Annotated in this window: 20 protein-coding genes and 2 pseudogenes; 11 read left to right on the top strand and 11 right to left on the bottom strand. The window is 60.8% G+C overall.

The genetic code is table 11. The annotated features are described in order from the left end of the window. Positions 1-81: 81 nt before the first annotated feature. Positions 82-1,956, top strand: coding sequence for a SurA N-terminal domain-containing protein (locus LUU92_RS18070; RefSeq protein WP_071492028.1), 1,875 nt, complete (start codon positions 82-84; stop codon positions 1,954-1,956). Positions 1,957-2,004: 48 nt separating this feature from the next. On the opposite strand, the gene LUU92_RS18065 is transcribed toward LUU92_RS18070, so the two are convergent. After that, positions 2,005-2,442, bottom strand: a complete 438-nt coding sequence (locus LUU92_RS18065; protein ID WP_222541494.1) for a helix-turn-helix domain-containing protein — start codon at positions 2,440-2,442, stop codon at positions 2,005-2,007. A 79-nt stretch (positions 2,443-2,521) separates the two neighbouring features. Between LUU92_RS18065 and LUU92_RS18060 the strand changes: the two genes are divergently transcribed. Next, positions 2,522-3,019: a DUF2938 domain-containing protein gene (locus LUU92_RS18060; protein ID WP_257102431.1), complete on the top strand. Its 498-nt coding sequence runs from the start codon at positions 2,522-2,524 to the stop codon at positions 3,017-3,019. A gap of 4 nt (positions 3,020-3,023) precedes the next feature. On the opposite strand, the pseudogene LUU92_RS18055 reads toward LUU92_RS18060, so the two are convergent. Then, a pseudogene (locus LUU92_RS18055) lies at positions 3,024-3,260 on the bottom strand (MFS transporter); the annotation flags it as partial. Positions 3,261-3,275: 15 nt separating this feature from the next. On the opposite strand from LUU92_RS18055, the pseudogene LUU92_RS18050 reads away from it, so the two are divergent. Both LUU92_RS18050 and LUU92_RS18045 read left to right on the top strand, forming a co-directional pair. Then, positions 3,276-3,542 (top strand): annotated as a pseudogene (locus LUU92_RS18050) (LysR substrate-binding domain-containing protein); the annotation flags it as partial. Between the two features lie 89 nt (positions 3,543-3,631). Next, complete coding sequence (locus LUU92_RS18045; RefSeq protein ID WP_071492024.1) at positions 3,632-4,405, top strand: DUF2242 domain-containing protein; 774 nt, start codon at positions 3,632-3,634, stop codon at positions 4,403-4,405. A gap of 1 nt (position 4,406) precedes the next feature. Here the strand turns inward: LUU92_RS18045 and aceE are convergent, their stop codons facing one another. Beyond that, a complete protein-coding gene (gene aceE, locus LUU92_RS18040; protein ID WP_257102430.1) occupies positions 4,407-7,067 on the bottom strand; it encodes a pyruvate dehydrogenase (acetyl-transferring), homodimeric type in 2,661 nt (886 codons plus the stop codon). A 146-nt stretch (positions 7,068-7,213) separates the two neighbouring features. Here aceE and LUU92_RS18035 point away from each other — a divergent pair, with 146 nt between their 5' ends. Next, positions 7,214-7,684, top strand: a complete 471-nt coding sequence (locus LUU92_RS18035; RefSeq protein WP_257102429.1) for a MarR family winged helix-turn-helix transcriptional regulator — start codon at positions 7,214-7,216, stop codon at positions 7,682-7,684. A 23-nt stretch (positions 7,685-7,707) separates the two neighbouring features. Here the strand turns inward: LUU92_RS18035 and LUU92_RS18030 are convergent, their stop codons facing one another. The 3 genes from LUU92_RS18030 to LUU92_RS18020 all read right to left on the bottom strand — a co-directional run bounded on the left by LUU92_RS18030 (position 7,708) and on the right by LUU92_RS18020 (position 11,207). Then, complete coding sequence (locus tag LUU92_RS18030; RefSeq protein ID WP_257102428.1) at positions 7,708-8,718, bottom strand: transketolase-like TK C-terminal-containing protein; 1,011 nt, start codon at positions 8,716-8,718, stop codon at positions 7,708-7,710. A gap of 333 nt (positions 8,719-9,051) precedes the next feature. Then, positions 9,052-10,080: an AraC family transcriptional regulator gene (locus LUU92_RS18025; RefSeq protein WP_071492020.1), complete on the bottom strand. Its 1,029-nt coding sequence runs from the start codon at positions 10,078-10,080 to the stop codon at positions 9,052-9,054. Further along, complete coding sequence (locus tag LUU92_RS18020) at positions 10,077-11,207, bottom strand: carbon-nitrogen hydrolase family protein (RefSeq protein WP_092244796.1); 1,131 nt, start codon at positions 11,205-11,207, stop codon at positions 10,077-10,079. Before LUU92_RS18020 ends, LUU92_RS18025 begins: the two co-directional genes overlap by 4 nt. A 212-nt stretch (positions 11,208-11,419) precedes the next feature. Here LUU92_RS18020 and LUU92_RS18015 point away from each other — a divergent pair, with 212 nt between their 5' ends. Together LUU92_RS18015 and LUU92_RS18010 are read left to right on the top strand one after the other, a co-directional pair. After that, the gene (locus LUU92_RS18015) at positions 11,420-13,459 is read left to right on the top strand and encodes an NADPH-dependent 2,4-dienoyl-CoA reductase (RefSeq protein WP_257102427.1); all 2,040 of its coding nucleotides are present in this window, start codon (positions 11,420-11,422) and stop codon (positions 13,457-13,459) included. A 57-nt stretch (positions 13,460-13,516) separates the two neighbouring features. After that, the gene (locus tag LUU92_RS18010) at positions 13,517-14,401 is read left to right on the top strand and encodes a 1-aminocyclopropane-1-carboxylate deaminase/D-cysteine desulfhydrase (RefSeq protein ID WP_071492017.1); all 885 of its coding nucleotides are present in this window, start codon (positions 13,517-13,519) and stop codon (positions 14,399-14,401) included. On the opposite strand, the gene LUU92_RS18005 is transcribed toward LUU92_RS18010, so the two are convergent. Continuing rightward, positions 14,391-14,948, bottom strand: coding sequence for a cytochrome b (locus LUU92_RS18005; RefSeq protein WP_071492016.1), 558 nt, complete (start codon positions 14,946-14,948; stop codon positions 14,391-14,393). The genes LUU92_RS18010 and LUU92_RS18005 overlap by 11 nt on opposite strands. Positions 14,949-15,480: 532 nt before the next feature. On the opposite strand from LUU92_RS18005, the gene LUU92_RS18000 reads away from it, so the two are divergent. Next, the gene (locus LUU92_RS18000; RefSeq protein ID WP_257102426.1) at positions 15,481-16,440 is read left to right on the top strand and encodes a hypothetical protein; all 960 of its coding nucleotides are present in this window, start codon (positions 15,481-15,483) and stop codon (positions 16,438-16,440) included. Between the two features lie 92 nt (positions 16,441-16,532). Further along, positions 16,533-17,552 (top strand): hypothetical protein, encoded by a 1,020-nt coding sequence (locus tag LUU92_RS17995; protein ID WP_257102425.1) that lies wholly within the window; start codon positions 16,533-16,535, stop codon positions 17,550-17,552. A gap of 89 nt (positions 17,553-17,641) precedes the next feature. On the opposite strand, the gene phnX is transcribed toward LUU92_RS17995, so the two are convergent. Both phnX and LUU92_RS17985 read right to left on the bottom strand, forming a co-directional pair. Continuing rightward, a complete protein-coding gene (gene phnX / locus LUU92_RS17990) occupies positions 17,642-18,493 on the bottom strand; it encodes a phosphonoacetaldehyde hydrolase (RefSeq protein WP_257102424.1) in 852 nt (283 codons plus the stop codon). Then, on the bottom strand, positions 18,490-19,611 hold the full coding sequence (locus LUU92_RS17985; RefSeq protein ID WP_222541500.1) for a 2-aminoethylphosphonate--pyruvate transaminase: 1,122 nt from the start codon (positions 19,609-19,611) through the stop codon (positions 18,490-18,492). Before LUU92_RS17985 ends, phnX begins: the two co-directional genes overlap by 4 nt. 110 nt (positions 19,612-19,721) lie before the next feature. Between LUU92_RS17985 and LUU92_RS17980 the strand changes: the two genes are divergently transcribed. Both LUU92_RS17980 and LUU92_RS17975 read left to right on the top strand, forming a co-directional pair. Then, a complete protein-coding gene (locus LUU92_RS17980; protein ID WP_071492013.1) occupies positions 19,722-20,579 on the top strand; it encodes a LysR substrate-binding domain-containing protein in 858 nt (285 codons plus the stop codon). 100 nt (positions 20,580-20,679) lie between these two features. Continuing rightward, positions 20,680-21,387 carry a YebC/PmpR family DNA-binding transcriptional regulator gene (locus LUU92_RS17975; protein WP_058423896.1) on the top strand — a complete coding sequence of 236 codons (708 nt, stop codon included), beginning with the start codon at positions 20,680-20,682 and terminating at the stop codon, positions 21,385-21,387. A 43-nt stretch (positions 21,388-21,430) separates the two neighbouring features. Here the strand turns inward: LUU92_RS17975 and LUU92_RS17970 are convergent, their stop codons facing one another. Further along, entirely contained in the window at positions 21,431-22,732 is a 1,302-nt protein-coding gene (locus tag LUU92_RS17970; RefSeq protein WP_257102423.1) for a protein kinase, read from the bottom strand. Positions 22,733-22,771: 39 nt separating this feature from the next. Next, entirely contained in the window at positions 22,772-23,866 is a 1,095-nt protein-coding gene (gene zapE, locus LUU92_RS17965; RefSeq protein WP_071492012.1) for a cell division protein ZapE, read from the bottom strand. Between the last annotated feature and the right edge of the window lie 57 nt (positions 23,867-23,923).

Genomic DNA, 23,923 nt, shown 5'->3' with positions numbered 1-23,923 from the left:
GGATGCGCCTTTCTTATATCCGTACTCTACCCACGCTCCACGGTTGCCTATTCTTGAAGTTCAACCGTTTCTGGGGGACGCATGCTGCAAAATATCAGGGACAATTCACAAGGCTGGATTGCCAAGACCATTATCGGGATCATCGTCGCGTTGATGGCGTTCACCGGTATCGAGGCCATTTTCCAGGCTTCGGGTAACAACAAGCAGGACGTGGCCAAGGTCAACGGTGAAGAAATCACCCAGACTGAACTGAGCCAGGCCGTCGACATGCAACGCCGCCAGCTGATGCAACAGCTGGGCAAGGATTTCGATGCTTCGCTGCTGGACGAAAAACTCCTGCGCGACGCGGCACTCAAGGGCCTGATCGATCGCAAGCTGCTGCTGCAAGGCGCCGCCGACTCCAAGTTTGGCTTCTCCGAAGCTGCACTGGACCAGGTGATCCTGCAGACGCCGGAATTCCAGGTGGACGGCAAGTTCAGTCCTGACCGCTTTGACCAGGTCATTCGCCAACTGGGCTACACCCGTATGCAGTTCCGTCAGATGCTGACCCAGGAAATGCTGATCGGCCAGGTTCGCGCAGGCATCGCCGGCAGCGGTTTTGTGACCGACGCGGAAGTCCTGGCATTCGCCCGCCTGGAAAAGCAGACCCGCGATTTCGCCACCGTCAACATCAAGGCCAACCCTGCCGCGGTGAAACTCACCGACGACGAGGTCAAGGCTTACTACGACCAGCACGCCAAAGAGTTCATGACCCCTGATCAAGTGGTCATCGACTATCTGGAACTGAAGAAGTCTTCCTTCTTCGACCAGGTCACCGTGAAGGACGATGAGTTGCAGGCTGCCTATCAGAAAGAAATCGCCAACCTCGCTGAGCAGCGTCGTGCCGCGCACATTCTGATTGAAGTCAACGACAAGACCACCGACGCGCAAGCCAAGGCCAAGATCGAAGAAATCCAGGCACGCCTGGCCAAGGGTGAGAAGTTCGAAGCCCTGGCCAAGGAGTTCTCCCAGGATCCAGGTTCGGCCAGCAACGGCGGTGACCTGGGCTTTGCCGGGCCTGGTGTCTACGACCCGGACTTCGAAACCGCCTTGTACGCGTTGAACAAGGACCAGGTCTCGGCGCCGGTGCGCAGCAGCTTCGGTTGGCACCTGATCAAGCTGCTCGGCGTTGAAGCACCGCAAGTGCCGACCTTTGCCAGCCTGAAAGACAAGCTGACCAAAGAGCTCAAGACCCAGCAGGTCGAGCAGCGTTATGTCGAAGCGACCAAGCAATTGGAAGATGCGGCATTCGAAGCCTCCGATCTGGCCCAGCCGGCGTCCGACCTGAAACTGACTGTACACACCTCCGCGCCGTTTGGCCGTGAAGGAGGCGAAGGTGTTGCGGCCAACCGTGCCGTGGTCACCGCTGCGTTCAGCCCGGAAGTGCTGAATGAGGGTGCCAACAGCAGTGCTATCGAGCTGGACCCGGAAACCATCATCGTGCTGCGTGCCAAAGAGCACCTGAAGCCTTCGCAACTGCCGCTGGAAAGCGTTGCAGCGGCGATCCGCACCCAGATGGCCAAGGAACGCGCCAGCGCGGCTGCCAAGACTCACGCTGACGAGCTGATCGCCAGCCTGCGTGATGGCAAGACCCCGCTGAACCAGCCGGTCGACGGCCAGGCCTGGAAGGTCACTGAAGCCGCAACCCGTACCCAGGAAGCGATCGACCCTGCCGTGCTGCAAGCCCTGTTCCGCATGCCCAAGCCTGCGGCCAAGGACAAGCCGACCTTCACCACCGTGACCCTGGCGGATGGTAGCCTGGTCATCGTGCGCCTGAACGGCGTCAACGAGGCCGCTGCGCCAACGGACGAAGAAAAGGCGCAATACCGCCGCTTCCTCGCCTCCCGTGTCGGTCAGCAGGACTTCGCGGCCTACCGCAAGCAGTTGGAAACCAAGGCTGACATCAAGAAGTTCTGATGTCGGTTTGACTCAAAAGCCCCCGGCCTGAAAAGACCGGGGGCTTTTTTATGGTCGCTGGAGTGGACTGCCCGGTGGGGTACGCGCCGTTCTGCTCCTTTTCAGCGTGCCTGCCGCGACCTTGAGCAAGCGCTGAAAATTCGGGCATTGCCCATGGTCAGGTGCCGGGCAGTCTGCCGCATGCCGCAAGCCCTGACTCATCGCTTTCAAGCGCTTGATGGTCGCGTCGATGCTGTCGGCCTTGTCCAGCAACAGCTGTCTGTCCACCTGCAATGCGCCCTCCAAGGGTAGCATGCTGCGGATTTCATCCAGCGACAGGCCGCCGGCTTGTCCGAGGGCGATCAGCGCCAATTGATCGAGCACGGCGGGCCTGAAGTGGCGCCGTTCCCCTGGGGCACTGGTCGCGGTGATCAACCCGGCCTTCTCGTAAAACCGCACGGTGGAGGAGGGCAGTCCCGTACGCCGGGCCACTTCCGAGATATCCATGATGACTCCCTTGACTTGAAGTTGACTTCAACTTCTATCCTGCCTGTGAACGAGGGTCTCATCAATCGGAGGGCAGGTCATGTTGTCGATGGAAGAAGGTGTAAGGCTGGTATTGATCGGGATCGGGGCGACTGTCGTGATGGATGTGTGGTCGATGATTCTCAAAGGCTTGGGCATTACAACGCTCGATTACTCGATGGTGGGCCGCTGGGCCGGCCACCTGCGTCACGGCACGCTTGCCCATGCCAGTATCGGCAAGGCCTCGCCGGTACGCGGCGAATTGGCGCTGGGCTGGGCGATTCACTATGCCGTGGGTATCGCCTTTGCGGCGCTGTTGGTGAGTATCTACGGCGTGCAATGGCTGCATGATCCCCAATGGTTGCCTGCGTTGATGGTGGGCACGCTGACGGTGGTGATCCCTTACTTTGTGATGCAGCCCGCGATGGGCGCGGGTGTGGCGGCGTCTCGCACACCAACACCTTGGAGAAATCGCCTGCGCAGTGTGCTGTCCCATGGCGTGTTTGGTGCCGGTCTGTATCTTTCGGCCGTGGTGCTCAGCCAGGTAGGGTCTTATTGATTCTTCAACTGCGGGCGCCTCTCGACGCCCCGGTCAATGCCCACAGCATCAGCAACACCACCGCCCAGGGAAATGCGGCGACGCCCCAGCCCTGGAGCAGCACCCCGCCCGCGAGGCCGCCGCCAGCGATGCCCAGGTTCCACACGGTCACCAGCATCGATTGCGCGGCGTCCGCCGACTCACCTGCCGATTTGGCCAGTGCGGTTTGCAGCAACGCAGGCAACCCGCCGAATGCCAGGCCCCCGGCGCGTCGTAGCCGGTCCTGCGCACTCCGTTGGTCAGTACCACCATCGAGTCCCTCAAGCATGTGGTGCTCGACGGGTTGGGGATCGCCTGCCTGCCGGACTACATGGTCGAACAGGCCGTGCAGCAGGGGCGCCTGCAAAGGGTGCTGGATGATTTTCTGGAACACCGAGGCAGTTTCTGGATGTTATGGCCATCAAGTCGCCATGCTTCGGTCAAATTGCGCGTGTTTATTGATCATATGTGTGCAGGTCTTTTTCCTACAGGCGGCGCAAGGTAAGGCTGTGACGTTTTACCGACAGGAATGCGCGCGCCAAGGGCTCGTTCTGTTGCACAATACCGCCCGGACCGTTTTCCTCAGGATTTTCAATGTCGACATCATTTCACTTGCGTAGCCTCGGGCTGGCGCTGGTGCTGGCGGGCGCCGCGGGCTGCTCGTCACCCAAGACCGCCATTTATGAACATGAGAATTTCGACGACTCCGGTACGTTTTCCCGCGATTACCCGGTCACCGATGTGGCGGCGTGCGAAGCGGCGCGACGTGCCTTGCTGAGCCAGGGCTATATCATTACCAGCAGCGATCCGAAACTGGTGGTGGGTAACAAGAGCTTCCAGCAGACCGGCGAGACCCACCTGCAGATCAGCTTCAACGTGGTGTGTGCCGACGATGGCAAAGGTACCAATCACTCGACCATGTTCGCCAACGCCTTGCAGGACCGTTACGCGCTGAAGAAGGTCAACAACTCCGCGAGCCTGGGCGTGGGCGTGCTGGGTTCGGTGTCGATGCCGATCGGTTCCACCGATGACTCGATGGTGAAGGTGGCGAGCGAGACCGTTTCGGCACCGAAATTCTACGAGCGCTATTTTGCGCTGGTGGACGTGTTCTTGCCTCAGGAAGTGAAGAAGGCCGCGCATATCCCGGAGCAGCCGAAAGCCGAGCTGGGTGTGCCGGAACCTAAAACCGCACCGGCAGCAGAGAAAACCGAGCCGCCGAAGGAGGAGCCTGCCGTTTCCCAGCCCGTCACGCCGCCTGCCGAGGCCGCGCCGATTGCGCCGCAGGCGGAACCCGCGCCGGCTACCAGTAACCCGGACCTGCCGGCACCGACAGAAGCGATTCCGCCCCTGCCGACACCGGCGCAGTAATTCAGACCGCCACGGGATTGACCTTGTCGACGTTGATCCCGTAGCGGCTGATGGCTTCACTGACTTTTTCACGACCGATAACGCCGTCATCCGCCAACGCCTTCAAGGCTGCCAGCGCGATGAAATACCGGTCCACTTCGAAGAACGCGCGCAGGGTTTCACGGGTATCCGATTGCCCGAAGCCGTCCGTGCCCAGGGCCACAAAGCGTCGGCCCTGGACAAAGGGGCGGATCTGATCGGCGAACAGCTTCATGTAGTCCGTCGCCACCACCACCGGCCCGTTCTGCCCGGCCAGGCATTGCTCCACATAACTTACCCGTGGCTCGCTCTGCGGGTGCAGCAGGTTCCAGCGTTCGGCTGCATGCCCGTCGCGGCGCAATTCGGTGAGGCTGGTGGCGCTCCACACAGTGCTGTGCACGCCGAAGTCCTGCTCAAGCAGCTCGGCCGCCGCGATCACTTCGCGCAGGATTGAGCCACTGCCCATCAGTTGCACCTGGGCCTGCTCGCTGGTCTTGAGCGGGTACATGCCCTTCAGAATCCCGTCTTCCACCCCTTCGGGCATCGCCGGGTGCGGGTAATTCTCGTTGAGCAGGGTGATGTAGTAGTAGATGTCCTCCTGTTCCACGTACATCCGCCGCATGCCTTCGCGAATGATCACCGCCAGTTCGTAGGCAAATGTCGGGTCGTAGGACACGCAGCACGGAATCACCGACGACAGGATATGGCTGTGTCCATCGTCATGCTGCAAGCCTTCGCCCATCAGCGTGGTGCGGCCGGCCGTGGCCCCCAGCAAAAAACCGCGTGCCCGTGCATCGCCGGCGGCCCAGGCCAGGTCGCCGACCCGCTGGAAGCCGAACATCGAGTAGAAGATATAGAACGGCACCGTCATCAAGCCGTGGTTGCTGTAGGACGTACTGGCCGCGATCCACGAGGAAATGGCGCCGGATTCATTCAGGCCTTCCTGCAGGATCTGTCCGTCCTTGCTTTCCTTGTAGTAGCTCAGTTGCCCTGCGTCCTGCGGGGTGTAGAGCTGGCCTACGGCGGAGTGGATGCCAATCTGACGGAACAGGCTTTCCATGCCAAAGGTGCGCGACTCGTCCGGCACGATAGGCACGATCAGTTTGCCCAGGTGCGGGTCCTTGAGCAGGGTGCCGAGGATGCGCACAAAGGCCATGGTGGTGGAGATCGCCCGTTCGCCGGTGTCCTTGAGCTGGGTGGCAAAGGCGGCGAGTTCGGGGATCTGCAAGGGTTCGACCGCACTGTGGCGTGCCGGTACATAGCCGCCCAGGGCCTGGCGGCGCGCCGCGAAGTAACGGGCTTCTTCGCTGTCGGCGGCGGGCTTGAGGTAGGGAATGTCGGCGAGTTGCTCGTCAGCGACTTCCAGGCCAAAACGATCGCGGAAGGCTCTTACCGCGTCTGCGCCCATCTTCTTCAATTGATGGTTGATGTTCTGGCCTTCGCCAGCTTCACCCATGCCGAAACCCTTGACGGTTTTCGCCAGGATCACCGTAGGCTGGCCGCTATGGCGCACAGCGGCGGCATAGGCGTTGTAGACCTTGTCCGGGTCATGCCCGCCCCGTGAGAGCTTCCAGATTTCGTCGTCGGACATGTCCGCAACCAATGCCAGCAACTCCGGGTATTTGCCGAAGAAATGTTCGCGCACATAAGCGCCGTTCTGCGACTTGTAGTTCTGATAGTCGCCGTCCACGCATTCCATCATGCGTTGGCGCAGCAGGCCGCTGTGGTCTTTGTCCAGCAGGGCGTCCCAACCACCGCCCCAGATCACTTTGATCACGTTCCAACCGGCGGCGCGATACAGGCTTTCGAACTCCTGGATCACCTTGGCATTGCCGCGCACCGGGCCGTCCAGGCGTTGCAGGTTGCAATTGACCACAAAGATCAGGTTGTCGAGTTTCTCGCGCCCGGCCAGGGAAATGGCGGCCAGGGATTCCGGCTGGTCCATTTCGCCATCACCGAGGAAGGCCCAGACCTTGCGCCCCTGGTGGGGTTTGAGGTCGCGCAGTTCCAGGTAGCGCATGAAGCGCGCCTGGTAAGCGGCAGTGATCGGGCCAAGGCCCATGGACACGGTGGGGAATTGCCAGAAGTCCGGCATCAGCCGTGGGTGCGGGTAGGACGAAATACCCTCGCCACCGGCCTCACGGCGAAAGCTGTCGAGTTGCGCTTCGCTGATGCGGCCTTCCAGGTAGGCGCGGCCATAAATGCCGGGGGAGGAGTGGCCTTGGATGTACACCAGGTCGCCGTCAAAGTGCTCGGTACGGCCACGAAAGAAGTGATCGAAGCCTACGTCGTAGAGCACGGCGGCTGACGCATAGGTTGCGATATGCCCACCCACCCCTGAGTGCTTGCCTGCACGCAACACCATTGCCATGGCATTCCAGCGGATAAACGCATTGATACGGCGTTCGATGGCCAGGTTGCCGGGGTAGGGCAACTGACGGTCCACCGGGAGGGTATTGACGTACGGCGTGGTCACCCGCCCGTAGAAGTCGCCATGCCGCGCCACGTCGAAATCCAGCAACTGATCGATCAGGTAGTGCGCGCGGGGCCGGCCTTCAGTGGACAACACCGATTCGATGGACTCCAGCCACTCGCGGGTTTCCTGTGGGTCGTCGTCGCGTCTGACAGCGTTGTTCGGGGTCATGTGAGGCTCCAGGGTAGGCAGGTTTGAAGTGGCGGGCTCCTTGTGGGAGTGCCGGCAAATGTAATTGCAATTGCAACTACATGGCCGAATCTAGCGCGGGATGAGCTACTATTGCAACCTTCTTGAAATTCCCCGGATGGTGTTGCATGTCGTCGAAAGAGCCGGATGTATGGTTCCGTTTTGTCAGGGCCCACAGGACGGTCATCCGTGAAATCGAGCGTCGCCTGGCTGAGGCGGACCTGCCGCCGTACGCCTGGTACGACGCGCTATGGGGTCTGGAAAGCGGCCCCGACGGCACCCGCCGCATGCATGAATTGGCCGACGTACTGGCCATCGAACGCTACAACCTCACGCGGCTGGTCGACCGCCTGGAAAAGGACGGTCTGGTGGTACGTTCCCGCTCCGACGGCGATGGCCGCGCGGCGTTTGCCGCGATCACCGAGGCCGGTCGGGTACTGCGTAAAAAGATGTGGAAGATCTACGAAAGCACGGTGGATGAGTTGTTTCTGTCGCAGATTGAGCCCGAGCAGCGCCAGGGCTTCGCCGACGCGTTGGAGCGCACCGCCGGGCTGGCGATGGAGGCGGGCGTGCAGACCCGCAGTCGCCGCAAAATCTGAAACCCTGCGGCGCTGCCTTGCCGTCACTCGCATTCCACTGCATAGCGCTTCATCGCGTCCTGCACTTGCCGTGTGTCGATCCGCCCTTCATCCGCCAATGCCCTGAGCGCCGATACCACGATCCAATATCGACTCGGCGCCGCCGCCTGCACCGACCCCGCGCCCAGCGCCACAAAGCGTGCATCCACGTGCGCCCCCAACTGATCGACAATCGCCTGCGGATACCCGGTCACCGCAATCACCGGCGCAGCGCTTCCCGCCAGGCAATCACGCAAATGGCAACCGCGCTTGGGCAGCCTGGGGTGCAGGCGATTCCAGCGTTCAGCTGCCGCTGCCTCGCGGGCCAGTCGTGTGTAACTGGGGCAGCTCCATAGCTGCGCGCTGATGTTCCAGTGCTGTTTGAGCAAGCGCCTGGCGTGCACCACCTCGTCAAGCGCACGGCCTGCGCCGAGCAATCGCACATCGAAGGGGCTGTTGCGCTGGAGTGGATACATGCCCTTGAGCGCGGCCTCCCGGTCCTGCTCACTCAACGGCGCTGCACTGTCCTGATCGTGCAACGCGAGGTAATAGAAACCGGGCTTGCCCTCGACATACAGGCTTCGCAACGCCGCCAGCACAATCGCGCGGGCTTCTTCCCCCGAGGCCGGGTCATACGGGGTACAGCGCGGATGAGTGGCCAGCCACAACGGCAAGGACGGCTGCGCACCTTTGGGCCAGCGGGAGGGCTGGTTTTCAATGTCGTTGCACAGGATGCCGCGCTGCCGGGTAACCTTCGATAGCGCGCTCAACTGTGCCGCCGAGTGCGCGCTGTGCAGGTACAGCAAGGGTTTTTCCACGGCGTTGCGGGCGAACCAGGCGGGCCAGTTACCCACGCGTCGGGAGTGCGACTGGCCGTGGATCACCCAGGCCTGGCGGCTGGATTCGAGGGTGCTGGCCATGCTGATCACGGTGTGCAACGGTGACCGGCTGGCGGGAGTGGCAGTGCTCAAGGCGTCGATACAGAGCTGCGCGGCGTGTGCGGTAGCGGCGGTCATGGAGAGGGTCACCTGGCGACGAGTGCCCATACCCTAATGGAAATTCGCATTTGATTGCAATTGCAATGATTGCAATAGTGCCTCATCCCTCGGGTGCTAAATCCCTGCAGCGCTGCTACGTTTAATCCTTGAGTGCAGGAACGTCATGACGTCGACATTTTTTCGTCATCACGGCACTTTAGGCTGGTGATGCAGGTCATTTATTTGCAACCCCTGTTAACGCAAGAAGGAGTCCGCCATGGACGATTACCAGGAAGAACTGCTTGAATACCACGCGATTGAGTTGGACCCGCTGGAACCGGCAGACGATGCAACAGAGCTGTAATAAAGACTTCAGGCGGAATGCCGCTGACTGCGGCGAAATTCCCCTGGGGTCTGGTTGTTCCACCGCCTGAAGGCCCGTTGAAATGCCTGGGCCGATGCAAAACCGAGCAAGTAGGCGATCTCGCCGAACGCCAGTTCCGTGTCGCGGATGTAGGTCATGGCCAGGTCACGGCGGGTGTCGTTGAGAATAGCGCGAAACTGAGTGCCTTCATCGGCCAGTTTGCGGCGCAGCGTCCAGGTCGGCAGCTTCAAGCGTGCCGCCACTTCTTCCAGGTCGGGTTCCCGGCCGCCATTGAGCATCGGCCCGAGCAAACGGGTAATGCGCTCGCGCAGGCTGCGGGTGCGGGTCAGTTGCTCCAACTCTCGCTCACACAGCTGCAACAACAGGTTCCAGGTGCTGGGGCAGTGCTGCGGGTTGCGCAGGGCCAGGGTGTGCTGGCTGAGGCGCAGTTGATTGGCGTCGGCACCGAAGTGAACGTCTCCCAGCGCGTCGTAGCGTTCGCGGTACTCCGGCGCCTCGAACTCGATGTCGATACGCTGCGCCTGCACCGGTTGCCGGGCCAGGCTCGACAACTGATGCAGCCAGCCGGCGATGATCGAGTCCACCACGAAGCGGTTGTAGGCGTTGTAGGGGCTGATGGAGTAGAAGCGCAACCAGGCGCCCTCGGCATCCTCGACGAAGCTCGACTGCCCGCGATAGTTGGAGCCGTACAGCGCCTCGAAACGCGTTAATGCGCGCGCCGCCTCGCGCACGTTGGGTGCCTGGTCGGCGGTGACGCCGGCGAGCCCCGCCTGGCTCAAGCGGCTGAGCTGGCCCATGCGCAGGCCCAGGCCCGGGTCGCCGGTGAGCTGGATGGCGGCATGGCCCAGGCGCATGTAACGCGGGATCGACAAGCGTGCACCGGCTTCGGCGAGGCGCGCCGAGTCGAGTCCGTATTGCAGTAGCAGCGGCTGCGGGTCCAGGCCGTGGCTGCTGATGGCATCGGCCAGGCTGTGCACGAAGCCCACCGACAGGTCCCCCAGCCGTACCGGTTTCACAACCAGATATTCAACAAGCGCGCGCCACGGGCCTCGCCATCGGCGCTGATTTGCCCGTTGCTGCTGAGAAAGCTGTGCCCGGCGGTGCCCAGGTCCCAGAACTGCCCGCGCAGGAACACGCTCATGCCGGCGCTGGCCTGGCTGATCGGTTGCTGGCTGATCAGCGTAAGACGGCGCCAGGCTTCGCCTTCACTGAGTTCTTCGGGCTTGAGGCTGATTTCGGTCGGGGTGGACACGCTTTTGAAGCCGCGCCACGGACGGTCCCAGGTATCGCGACCCAGCACAAAGGCTGGCACCGCGATCAATTGCGCGCCTTGTTCGTTGAGCTTGCGGTAGTTGTCCGGGTACCAGCTGTCGCTGCCGACCAGCACCCCCAGGCGCCCGGCCGGAGTGTCGACCACGCTGACCATGTTTTCATCGCCAGGCTTGATGAAGCCGCGCTCATCGTAGATCGGGTAGAGCTGGCGCTGCGGATCGCCGATCGGCAGGCCGTCGGCGGCAAACACCACGCTGGCGTTATACAAGGCGCCATGGCCGACCTGCAGTTGACCCTGGCTCACGCTCGGGTTCGGCAGGGTGATGGAGCCGGCCACCAACGTAACGCCGAACTCCTTGGCCAGGCCGCCGAACAACAGCTGATAGTCCCGTGCCATGCCCGAGGCTTTCATACGCAGGTAGGCGTCGTCGGTGCGGTTGTCGCCGGTGGCGCTGATCCAGGCGCGGGCGAACAGCAGCGGGTTGCTGACCGACAGCCAGTTCATCGCATCTTTCACATGGAGCGCCTGGTACACCTCGTTTTTTTCGCCGGTGAGCATCAGCCAGGTGCCGATATGTTCGGGCAGCACCACGATGGTCTTGTCATTGATCAGCCCCTGGTCCCGGGCTTTTTGCAAGTACGCCGCGAGCTTCAGGTGCAGGCGTTCCAGGCTCTGGTAGTCGGCAGGGAACAGTTCCGGCTGGATGCCCAGCAGGTTGCCACGGTCGGCAGGCAGGCCTTCGTTGACGGCGAGGGTGATCCGCAGGTCCGACAGGTAATGCGCCACGGGGCGTTCCTGGGTCCAGACCAGATAGGCGGCGATGGCGGCAACCAGCGCCAGGGAGACGGTAAGAGCAAGAAGTTTACGCATGGGGGAACAGACAACAGACCGTGTGCAGGGTTCGCCGACTAGGGTAGGGCCCATGGGCGGGCTTGCCAAGGGGCGCTGTGCATTTGGATCAATAACTTGTCAGTTTCAGTCATTGAGCCGTCATCCACCGCCTCTTAGTCTGTGGGACATAAACCGATGGCGGGTCGCACGAGCCCGTCACACCCCGTGATGATCCGTTGTGGAGCTTGACCATGACCGCTGCTGCCTACCCGCATCTGCTGGCCCCGTTGGACCTGGGTTTTACCACTTTGCGCAACCGTACCCTGATGGGTTCGATGCACACTGGCCTTGAAGAGAAACCCGGCGGGTTCGAACGCATGGCTGCCTATTTTGCCGAGCGCGCCCGGGGCGGCGTGGGCCTGATGGTCACCGGCGGCATCGGTCCGAATGACGAGGGCGGTGTTTATGCCGGCGCGGCCAAGCTGACCACCGACGCAGAAGCGCAGCAACACAAGATCGTGACCCAGGCGGTGCACGCGGCCGGTGGCAAGATCTGCATGCAGATCCTCCACGCCGGCCGATATGCCTACAGCCCCAAACAGGTCGCGCCGAGTGCGATCCAGGCGCCGATCAACCCGTTCAAGCCCAAGGAGCTGGACGAAGAGGGCATCGAGAAGCAGATCCAGGATTTCGTCACCTGCTCGCTGCTGGCCCAGGTCGCCGAGTACGACGGCGTGGAAATCATGGGCTCCGAAGGCTACTTCATTAACCAGTTCCTCGCGGCCCACACCAACCACCGCACCGACCGCTGGGGCGGCAGCTACGAAAACCGCATGCGCCTGGCAGTGGAAATCGTGCGTCGTGTGCGTGAAGCCGTGGGTCCGAATTTCATCATCATCTTCCGCCTGTCGATGCTCGACCTGGTGGAAGGCGGCAGCACCTGGGAAGAAATCGTGCAGTTGGCCAAGGCCATCGAGGGCGCCGGTGCGACGATCATCAACACCGGTATCGGCTGGCACGAGGCGCGCATCCCGACCATCGCCACCAAGGTGCCGCGTGGCGCGTTCAGCAAAGTCACCGCCAAGCTGCGCGGGGCGGTGCAGATTCCGTTGATCACCACCAACCGTATCAACACCCCGGAAATCGCCGAGCAGATTCTCGCCGAAGGCGATGCCGACATGGTCTCCATGGCACGCCCGTTCCTGGCCGACCCGGAGTTCGTCAACAAGGCCGCCGCCGGCCGCGCCGATGAGATCAATACCTGCATCGGCTGCAACCAGGCGTGCCTGGACCACACCTTTGGCGGCAAGCTGACCACTTGCCTGGTCAACCCACGGGCGTGTTACGAAACCGAGCTCAACTATTTGCCCGTTCAGCAGATCAAGAAGATCGCCGTGGTCGGCGCCGGTCCTGCCGGCCTGGCCGCTGCGACGGTGGCCGCCGAGCGTGGCCACCACGTGACCTTGTTCGATTCCGCCAACGAGATCGGCGGCCAGTTCAACATCGCCAAGCGGGTGCCGGGCAAAGAGGAGTTCTTCGAAACCCTGCGCTATTTCAAGCGCAAATTGCAGACCACCCATGTGGAGCTGTGCCTCAACACCCGCGTGGACGTGGCGCAACTGGCGGCGGGCGGCTATGACGAGATCATCCTGGCGACCGGCATCGCGCCGCGTACCCCGGCGATCCCGGGGATCGACAACGCCAAGGTGCTGAGCTACCTGGACGTGATCCTGGAGCGCAAACCGGTCGGCAAGCGCGTGGCGGTGATCGGCGCGGGCGGTATCGGTTTCGACGTGTCTGAGTTCCTCGTGCATCATGGCGTGTCCACCAGTCTGGACCGCGAAGCGTTCTGGAAGGAATGGGGCATCGACACCCAATTGCAAGCCCGTGGTGGCGTGGCCGGGATCAAGCCGCAACCCCATGCCCCGGCGCGTGAAGTGTTCCTGCTGCAACGCAAGACCTCCAAGGTCGGCGACGGCCTGGGCAAGACCACCGGCTGGATCCACCGTACTGGTTTGAAGAACAAGCAGGTGCAGATGCTCAACAGTGTCGAGTACCTGAAGATCGACGATGCCGGCCTGCACATCCGCATTGGCGCCGAGGGCGAACCCCAGGTGCTGGCGGTGGACAACATCGTCATTTGCGCCGGCCAGGACCCGTTGCGCGAATTGCAGGATGGCCTGGCCGCCGCCGGCCAGAACGTGCACCTGATCGGCGGCGCCGATGTGGCGGCCGAGTTGGACGCCAAGCGCGCCATCAACCAGGGCTCGCGCCTCGCGGCCGAGCTGTAAGACCCGGGGCGGGGCGGTGGTAGACTACCGCCCCGTTTTTCATGCAGATCCCGCCCGATGGGTCCCTTCGATTGGCTTCCCCACGCACCGCTTGAACCGCTGTATCTGGATTGGCTCAGAGGTGTCGAGCTGGCCGTGCTGCGCCTGGATCGCATCGACCCGCTGATCAGCGGCAACAAGTGGTTCAAGCTCACCGGGCATCTGGCGCAGGCGCAGGCCGCTCGTGGCCTGATCAGCCTGGGCGGGGCTTACTCCAACCATCTGCATGCCTTGGCTGCCGCCGGCAAGCGCTTCGGTTTCCCTACCGTCGGCCTGCTGCGCGGGCACCCGCAAGACACGGCCACCGTCCTCGACTTGAAAGCTTTTGGCATGCAGTTGCATTGGCTGGGTTATGGCGGTTATCGCGCGCGGCATGAACCGGGTTTCTGGTTGCCGTGGCGTGAGCAGTATCCCCACCTGCACCCCGTGCCCGAGGGCGGCGGTGGCCGTGCGGGCGCCCTGGGTTGCGCGGTGCTGGTCGAGCAGGTGCGTGTACAGTTGCACAGCGTGGGCTGGACGGATTACGACGCCTGGTGGCTGGCCGCAGGCACCGGCACCACCCTGGCCGGCCTGGCGCTGGCAGAGGCGGGCGCGCACCCGGTGTACGGCGCCATGGCGGTGCCGGACGATCACGGTGTGGCGCAGAACGTCGAGGCCATCGTGCAGGGCGGCTATGAACTGCTGGACGCCAGCCGAGGTGGCTTCGCCAAAATCGACGCCGAGCTGCTCGACTTCATCGAGAGCACGCAACAAGCCTGCGGCGTGCCCCTGGAACCGCTCTACACCGGCAAGGCGTTACTGGCCTTGAAGGTGCAAATCGAAGCCGGACGCTTCGCCCCCGGCACTCGTCTGGTCTTCGTCCACACCGGCGGTCTCCAAGGCCGGCGCGGCTTCAAGGGTTAGCGCGCTTGCCCGGCATCATCCGCAACGCGGTGTTATCCCGCAGGATGTAGTGGTGAGCGATCCCGGCCAATGCATGCAGGCCGATCAACCAGTAACCGATCTTGCCGAACAGCACATGCCAGCCTTCAATCTGCTTGGCCAGCGCCTTGTTTTCCGCGATCAGCGGCGGCAATTCAATGCCGTAGAACATCACTGAATGCCCCTCGGCACTGACAATCAGCCAGCCGGCGATCGGCATGCCGATCATCAATGCGTACAGGGCAAAGTGCATCAGGGTTGCCAGCAGGCTCTGCCACGGCGGCGGCGCCGGTACGATCTTTGGCGCTACCCCCAGGCTGCGTGCGAACAGGCGCAGCCACACCAGCACAAACACGGTGAGGCCGAACATGAAGTGCATCTCGACGATCAACGTTCGTGCACCGCTGCCTTTGGGAAACTGTCCGCGTAACTCAATGCAGGCGTAGACCACCGCCAGTAGCACCACCATCAACCAGTGCAACGCAATCGACATGGTGCTGTAGCGTGTATCGGAGTTTTTCCACGGCATCGCTGGGTTCCTCACTCATCAGGGCATACCTCCATTCTTTGGCGATGGAGTCCTTTAACTGTATGCCGGTTTTGAGCGGATTGCCTGACCGCGATCAACTTTTTTGTGAACGATGTCGTAAAGAGTGGGATGTTGAGTTGTTGATAATAAAAGTTAGTTCGGTCCAGTGTTCAGTGCGTAACATTTTGTAGGTTTGTAGATGTGGTTTGTTTTTTTTGGTACGACGTCGATGGGTTTTCATTTGAGGAAGGTAAATAATTTTTACTAATTGCAAGAGAGTGTAAGTGTAGTTCGATATTTGCGAGCGGGCAGTGGAGTCATGGTTACGATGTTTAACTTGCGGATTGTGCAATGACATACTTTGTCGACATAGAGGTGTGGCAGGTTCACGGGGGACGTGAGAATGTGCGCTTGCTAGAGGCGGTAATCGACTAGATCTCAAGTGGAATGCAATACCGCCTACGTAGGCGTTTGTGTTTTGAGGTGTGGTGTATTGATAGTTATTAAGTTCTAATATTGTGAGGTATTTGATATGAGTTTTATGTCGCGTGATTCCGTCAAAAGTTTCAGCGCATGGCCGAACATGCAAGGTTTTAGCTTGAATGCAAATCAACAAGAAGTGACTTCGGCTCCGACTGCGGGGGCGCAACTGAGAATGTCAGGGGTTGATGTGCATCGGTCTAGTACGCCGAGCGCCAAAAATATTCAAGAACAATTGGGTGCCTTGTTGTCAACGATGAGTGCTCTCGTCATGAAAATTAATACGATGTTGGAAAATAAAAATACACCCACGACAAAGCCGGTTAATAGTGTTTTAACCTCGCAGGCTCAGACGAAGCCTGTTGATCAGGCACCTTTAGCCCTCAGTGAGAGCACTAAGGCCTATTCGGCATTTTCTACAAAAAAAATTGGCGAAAAACCAGCTGATGTTTACACAGGGGTAAAATTTTCCAGTTACAAGAACGAACCAGTACTTTCATCGATAAAGGCGGCAATGGAAAGGTTTGGACAGAGTCCTCTAAGTGTTTATGCAAGTGTGACACGATCCGGTGAAGGTTACGATATTGTCATGAGGGACGGTGTTAAGGTCAGTATTACTCCCGGGGAAATAGCCAAAGCAAAGTTATTGTGTGGGTTCCAATATGAGCCGGGCAGGGAAAACGGGAGTATGTTTAAAGATGTTGTGTTTATGTATGCGGCGAGTGCCAAGAGAGTTCAGTTGGAGCGTCGGGAAGATAAACCGGTGACTTATGACGAGGCTCTCAATGTGCTTGCCTCTCATCCAGGGGCGTACGAAAGTCTGAAGCGGTTGGGGATTGTTGAATATGTGCGCTCCTCAACCGCCCAAGAGCTCGTTGAAACTGGAGCTATAGGTGTTGTGGAAGTCGGGTGGAATACAAACTTTGCACGTGACGGATTGCTGGATGGGTGCAATACGAAGAAGAGAATGCCGTCAGACAATCGTTGCCGCTCTGTTTATAGGCTTGTTTGATTGAGTTTTATTGGGCGGTTTCCATTGTTTGGCTGACTGATTTTTCTGCATCAGTTTGTTCAGGTGTCTATTGTATTTTCAGAGGATGTGAAATGAACTGCAGCCATGTGTCAGGTGTTGCCGGGTTTTCAGGAGATGTCGGTATGTATTCGGATAAGAATATCACGCCCAAACCTGTGGAGCGAGAAGCAGTCCGCTCAGGATTTTCAGGCCCTACGAAAAACACATCATTGCTTCCATCTGTCAAAAAGTCGAATCTTGATGGGGAGGTGGGCGCTATTGAAAGTTTGGTGTCCCTTGTTGCTGAATTAACGGCAGCGGTTGAGTTACTGCTGCGAATGATATCGAGTGATGATCGCCGAGACAAGGAACCCAATTCTTTAAGCGTATCCCATGATAAGAAAGACATCAGTCGAGTTGTGAATGATACTCCTGTGAGGCCCGTAATCGATAAGAAAAATGTCGCTGTTTTCAATGAAAAAGCGGTCGGGATCCCCAAGGATATTTGGTTTGGGTTCACTGAGGGAGAATTTAATAACACTGGGATGGTGGCGGGGATCAAGGCTGCAATGATGAGGTTTGGTCAGAGCCCCACGGAAGTGTTTGCTTCAGTCAGAGAAGGCAAGGGGGGATATGAAGTTGTAATGAAGGATGGCTACAAGACATCTATTACCCGAGAAGAAGTTGACAAGGCTCGACAGTGGGCAGATTTCAACGGTGCTGATGCAGGGATGATCAAGGATGCGACTTTTATGTATGCGGTGGCTGCCAAGCGCGAACAAGATAACAGATCCATTGAAATGCTCAACGGCGGAGTAACCCACTATCGCGACGACCCGTTCGAAGATGCAATGGATTCGCTGAACAACTATTTTTGGGGGCACAAGGCCTTGGTGAATTTGGGCCTCTCCGGCCACATGCGCAAGATGCCGTATTCGCAAGCAGAGTCAGAAGGCGTGGTGGCGGTAGTGACTGTTAACTATCAAAGTCTGCTCATGACGAACGGTAATGTCGATTTGGCTGGGCCGCAGAAGCTAGAGGGTTCGGCTAGAAAACGCCGGGGTCTTTTCGGTGAGGAGGCTATTGATACTCCCGTACATGCACTGCGTTAGTAATCAGTGCAGTTACATAGAATAGCGGGGCGTTGTGGTTTATCTCCAATAATCCAAGCCCGATGTTGGAGTCATCAGGTATTAATGGCTCACTTCATCGAACAAGCTGAGCCATTAATGTTCTGCGGCATCTCGCCTTCGGCCAGGCGCCGATTGATTTCAGTGATCACCGCAGGCAAGTCGTTGATGGTGTCGATCAAGTAATGCGGACGTGAACCTTCGAACATCGCTTCGATGCGCTTGCGCTCGCTGGCCAGAGTCGCGGCATCCAGGGCGCGGAACTGTTCGTAGGTCAAACCCAGTGCATTGCCGGAGCAGGTCAGGGCCACGGTCCACATGCCGGCGCGCCGCCCTTCGAGGATGCCCGGCACGGTGTCGTCGACCTTCACGCATGCCGCCACATCGTCAATGCCCAGGGCGATGACGTTGGCCAGGGCCTGGGCCGGCCATGGGCGACCGTTGGGCACTTCGTCGGTGGCGACCACATGGTCGGCGATATAGCCGTTGGTGGCGGCCAGGGCGACCACCTTGTCCATCACTTGCTTGGGGTAGCCGGAGCAGGAACCGATCTTGATGCCTTGTACCCGCAGCCGGGCGAGGGTGTCGAGGGCGCCGGGAATCAGCGCCGAGTGCTCGGCGATCTTCTCGATCTGCAACGGCATGAAGCGTTGGTAGATGGCCGTCACGTCATCGTCGGTGGGCGTGCGACCGAAGGCCTTGCGGTAGCGCTCGGCGACCTGCGGCTGATCGCACAAGGCACGGATGTGATCCCACTTGCCCATGCCCATCGGGCCACGGGCTTCTTCGATGGAGACTTGCACGTCGAATTCGGCGAAGGCTTCGACAAAGATCTGCGTGGGGGCGAAGGAGCCGAAGTCGACCACGGTGCCGGCCCAATCGAGGATCACGGCTTGCAGGGCGTTGGGGTTCTGGTAGTTCATGCGTGTGCTCCAATCGATGAGAGGGTGAGACCCATGGCCTGCAAGCCGTCGGCGATGGCGGTGACGGCGGCGTGCATGTCGTTGGCATCGACATGGCCGATGCAGCCCACGCGGAAGGTTTCTACCTGGGTCAGTTTGCCCGGATACAAGATGAACCCCCTGGCCTTGACCCGTTCGTAGAAATCCCTGAACTGGTAGCGCGGGTCCTGGGGCGCGTGGAAGGTGACGATGATCGGCGCCTGGATGGCGGCCGGCAGGAAACTGCGCAGGCCCAGTTCGGCCATGCCGTCCAGCAGTGCCTTGCAGTTATGGGCATAGCGTTGATGACGTGCGGGCAGGCCGCCTTCCTCGGCATATTGCAGCAGCGCTTCATGCAGGGCCGCCACCACGTGGGTCGGTGGGGTGAAGCGCCATTGGCCGGTCCTGGCCATGTAGCTGTGCTGGTCGAACAGGTCCATTGCCAGGGAGTGGCAGTTGCCTTCGGCGGCGCTCAACGCCTGTTTGTCGACGAAGACAAAACCCATGCCCGGCACGCCTTCCAGGCACTTGCCGGAGGCGGCGATCAGGGCGTCGAATGGCACCGTGCGGGCATCGATGGGCAACGCGCCGAAGGAACTCATGGCATCGACGATCAGGCGCTTGCCGTGGTGTTTCACCACCTGGGCGATCTCGGCCAATGGGTTGAGAATACCGGTGCTGGTTTCGCAGTGGATCAGCGCGACATGGGTAATGGCCTTATCGGCGTGCAGCAGGCGGCCCACATCGGCGGCGGTGGTGGGTTGGTCTTCGGCGGTTTCGAAGGTGCTGAAATCGCGGCCCAGTACTTCGCAGATTTTCGCCAGGCGCTTGCCGTAGGCGCCGTTGATCAGCACCAGTACCTTGCCGTTGCGCGGGACCAGGGTGCCGATGGCCGCTTCGACGGCGAAGGTGCCGCTGCCTTGCAAAGGCACGCAATGGTGGCTGGCGGCGCCGTCGATGATTGCCAGCAACTGTTCGCAGACGCTGGCGGTGAGCTGGTTGAAGCGCTCGTCCCATGAACCCCAATCCACCAGCATGGCCTGGCGGGTGCGGTTCGAGGTGGTCAGGGGACCTGGGGTCAGCAGGATGGGCGTCGTCATTACAAATCCTCGCGAAGCATCGGTTGAATCTACGGCGCCTAAATTGCAGTTTGGCTTGTCATCAATCAAATTGTTTGTTGTTATGCGAGCTATCAGTGAGGCCGATAACTATGAACCTGTTCCAACTGCGTGCATTCGATGCCGTGGCCCGCGAGGGCAGTTTTACCCGTGCGGCGGCGCGGCTGTTCATCAGCCAGCCGGCGGTGACCGGGCATATCAAGGCCCTGGAGGAGCACTACCAGATCGCGTTGTTGCGCCGCACCGCCAGGCGGGTGGAACTGACCGAGGAAGGCACGCGGCTGGCGGCCATCACCCGGGCGATCTTCGGCCTGGTGGACGAAGCGCAGACCCTGCTGGAGGCCAATCGCCAATTGCTCACCGGACGCCTGGAAGTGGCGGCGGACGGTCCGCACCTGGTGATGCCGATGATCGCCAGCCTGCGTGCACGCTACCCGGGCATCACCGTGAACCTGCGCCTGGGCAATGCTCAGGAAACCCTGGCGGCGCTGTTGTCCGAGCATGCGGACGTGGCGGTGCTGACCGAGGTCGAGCCGCGCAATGGCCTGCACCTGCAGCCTTTGGCCGAATCGCGGATCTGCGCGCTGGTGCCGGTGGCGCATCCGTGGGCGAGGCAATCCGAGGGCGTTCACCTGGAGCAACTGCATGAGGTCATCATGGTGCTGCGCGAACCCGGCTCCATCACCCGGCGCACGTTTGACGGTGCTTGCCTGGCTGCCGGTGTACAGCCCAAGGTGTTGCTGGAGCTGGACAGTCGCGAGGCGGTGACCGAAGCCGTGGCTGCCGAATTGGGGGTTGGGGTGGTGTCGTCGATGGAAGTCAGCCCCGACCCGCGCGTGCGCGCCGTGCCGATCCAGGGCGACGGCCTGGTGAACCGGCACCTGCTCGGTTGCATGGAACGGCGCAGCGCATTGCGCCTGATCCAGGCGTTTTTCGAGTTGGCGCCCTGACGGTTTTTTGGTGGAACGATGTGTTTTTGCGCTATAAACTCTGCCCCCAAAGCGCCGGCCAGTAGACGTTTGGGCGCGATGGACATAAAGAGAGTGAGTCATGGGCGCACAGTGGAAAGTCAAACATAAAGAAGCGGCAGCCAATGCCAAGGGCAAGATCTTCGGCAAGCTGGTGAAAGAAATCACCATTGCCGCCCGCAATGGCGCCGACACCGCAACCAACGCGCACCTGCGTCTGGTGGTGGAACAGGCGAAAAAAGCCTCGATGCCCAAGGAAACCCTGGACCGCGCCATCAAGAAAGGCGCCGGTCTGCTCGGCGAAACCGTGCAATACCATCGCGTGACCTACGAAGGGTTCGCCCCGCACCAGGTGCCGCTGATCGTCGAATGCGTAACCGATAACATCAACCGCACCGTGGCGGAAATCCGCGTGGCCTTCCGCAAGGGCCAGCTCGGCGCTTCCGGTTCCGTGGCTTGGGACTTCAACCACGTCGGCCTGATTGAAGCCTCGCCGGACAGCCCGGACGCCGATCCGGAAATGGCCGCAATCGAAGCCGGCGCCCAGGATTTCGAAGCAGGTGAAGAAGAGGGCACCACCCTGTTCATCACCGAGACCACCGACCTCGACGCCGTGCAGAAAGCCTTGCCGGAGCAGGGTTTTACCGTGTTGTCGGCCAAGCTCGGCTACCTCTCGAAGAACCCGGTGAGCGGTTTGAGCGATGAGCAGATGGCGGAAGTCGAAGCCTTCCTCGAAGGCCTGGACAACCACGATGACGTGCAGGATATGTTCGTCGGCCTGGCCGGCTGATCCCTCACAATGCGGGAGGGGACTTGCCACCTCCCACATCGGATCAGCGGAGTTGGACTGATTCCAGGAGCGCTTCGATCTCTTCGAATCCAGGCCGTGCCAGTACCTCGTGCTGACAGCAGTTTTTCTGCAGCTCGACTAAGTCGCTGCTCACCTGCTCCTCAACCCGCTCCAACAATTCCCCCAGCAAAATCCCGAACGCCCGCACTTCAATACGCTGCAACGCCCTGGTTTCCAAGGTATTCGCCGTGGCATGGAACGACGCCGCGCCAAAGTCCCCGAGCAGGCAGTCACCTGCTTCATTCCACAGAATATTGTGGCCATACAGGTCGCCATGGGTGATGCCGTGCCGGTGCAGATGCGCCGCTACCGAGGCGATACCACGGGCCATACGCAACGCCACCTCAAGGCTGAAACGGGTGTCCGCTGCGTAGATATCCCGGGTGCACGACGCCAGGCTCGGCAGGGCCGCGAGGTTGCGGTAGCTCGGGTCGATCAGGTCCATCACCAGGGCGGCCTGGTCATCGGGGTGGCCGACCACGCGGCCTTCGACCTTGATCAGGTTGGGGTGCAGCCCGGCGGCGATACAGGCCTGCATTTCGTGCAGCGGCGAACCGTCGCTGGTGATGCTGCCCTTGTAAAGCTTAACGGCGACGGGCTTTCCTGACGGCGCCCAGAGCGCCTTGCGGATCACCCCGGAAGCGCCTTCGCCCAGCACTTCGGCCAGTTCCAGTTCGGACCAGGGAACCTCCGGTGTGGTGTCTTCATCCGCCAGCGTCACCGCCATTTCCACCGGGTTACCGGCGTAGGCCAGCCAGGTCAGGCTCGGCAGCGTCAACAGCCACTCTGGCAGGCGCGTGAACCGGTTGGCGGCGATGCGCAGCAGTTCGAGGTTGTGGCAGTTGGCCAGGCTGTGCGGCAGGTGCGCCAGCTGGTTGCCGGCCAGCATCAGTTTTTGCAGCAATGGCCGTTCGCCCAATGCCTCGGGCAGCGCGCTGATGCGGTTATCGGTCAGGATCAGCCAGCGCAGCAGAGGCGGCAACGCTGCGGCGGGCACGTGGCTGATCTGGTTGGCCTTGAAGCCGATCATGCTCAGGTTGGCGCATTGACCGAGGCAAGCCGGCAGCTCGGTGAACCGGTTGTCCGAGCAGAACAGCACGCGCAGGTGCGGCAGGCGGTGCAGGTCGTCGGGCAGGCTGCTCAGGGCATTGCCGCTGAGGTTGAGGATTTCCAGGGAGTCGGCCAGCTCGAAGATTTCCCGGGGGAACTCGGTCAGCCCGCAGGACAGGTCAAGGCGCGTGATGCCGGCCAATTGGCCGGCCTTGAGTTGGGCGAGGGTATTCATGAACGGCGCGGTCACTCGGCAAAAAGGCGTGGAAGGCGCTCATGATAGCGGGTCGGACGCGGGTTGCGGGGCGGCCTGCTGCAATTGTCCGAGACGGCTGGCGGTGCGGGCGAGGTCGATGGCCTGGCCGCTCAGGGCAATCTCGAGCGGCAATTCGCCGATCAATACCAGATGCTTGTCGCGGTCGTAGAGCACATCCACCAGGTTGATAAAGCGCTGTTGCACGGCAATCGGGCAGTTCGCCAGTTGAGGCAGGCCGTCGATGATCCAGTGGTCGTAGTCCTGGCACAGCAGCAGGTAGTCCATCACCGCCGTCAGTTGTTCGCACAGGTCGTTGAAGGTGAAGGCAATGCTGCGCCCTTCATGGCGGCGGCACATCAAGGTCCGATGGCCCACGCCCAGGGGGCGCGGCGGGCTGTCTGCAGCGGGCAGGTCGAGCGCCGAGCGCTGATCCGGGGTGCCCGGCCACATGTATTGACCGCAGGTAAACCGTTGCGCACTCTGGGCCTGGGGCAGGCTGCGAAAATCCTCGGGTGAGCTGACTTCCAGCACCTCCATGCGCGCGGCGATCAGGTCGATCACCGGCTTGAAGCGCTCATGGTACAGGGGGTTGGGCAGCAACCCTTGCGGTGCATAGTTGGACGTCACCAGCACCAGTACACCGCGCTCGAAGAGGGCCTTGAACAGCCGCGTGATCAGCATGGCATCGCCGATATCATGGACGTGGAATTCGTCGAAACACAGCACCCGGCAGCCTGCCAACTGTTCATCGAGCGTCACGGCCAGGGCATCGTCCTGCGCACGGTGCGTGAACATGCCGAGATGCAGTTGGGCGAAAAAATCATGGAAGTGAACGCGCTGCTTCTCGGCGATCGGCAACGCCTGGAAGAACCCGTCCAGCAGCCAGCTTTTGCCGCGACCCACGGGGCCGTGGAGGTACAGGCTGCGGGCGGGCTGGCCGGCGAGCAGTTGTTGGGTTTCCCGGGCCATTGCGGCAATTGCGCGGGTTTGACCGGTGCTCAGGGTGTAACCCTGTTGCTCGGCCTTTTGCTGAAAAAACGCGGGAATGGGCGAAGCGTCAAGGGGCCCGGGCTTTTGGCCGAGCAGGCGACGGATCAGGGAAAGCGCGGCCAATGCAAGTCACTCTGTATTTCGATGGTCGCTCACTTTAGGGCGCTCGCTGCGTTTTGA

The sequence above is a fragment of the Pseudomonas extremorientalis genome (assembly GCF_024584605.1).
Lineage (GTDB): Bacteria > Pseudomonadota > Gammaproteobacteria > Pseudomonadales > Pseudomonadaceae > Aquipseudomonas > Aquipseudomonas extremorientalis.
Note: the sequence above shows the minus strand (reverse complement) of the source record. Positions and strands in the feature narration are given on the sequence as shown.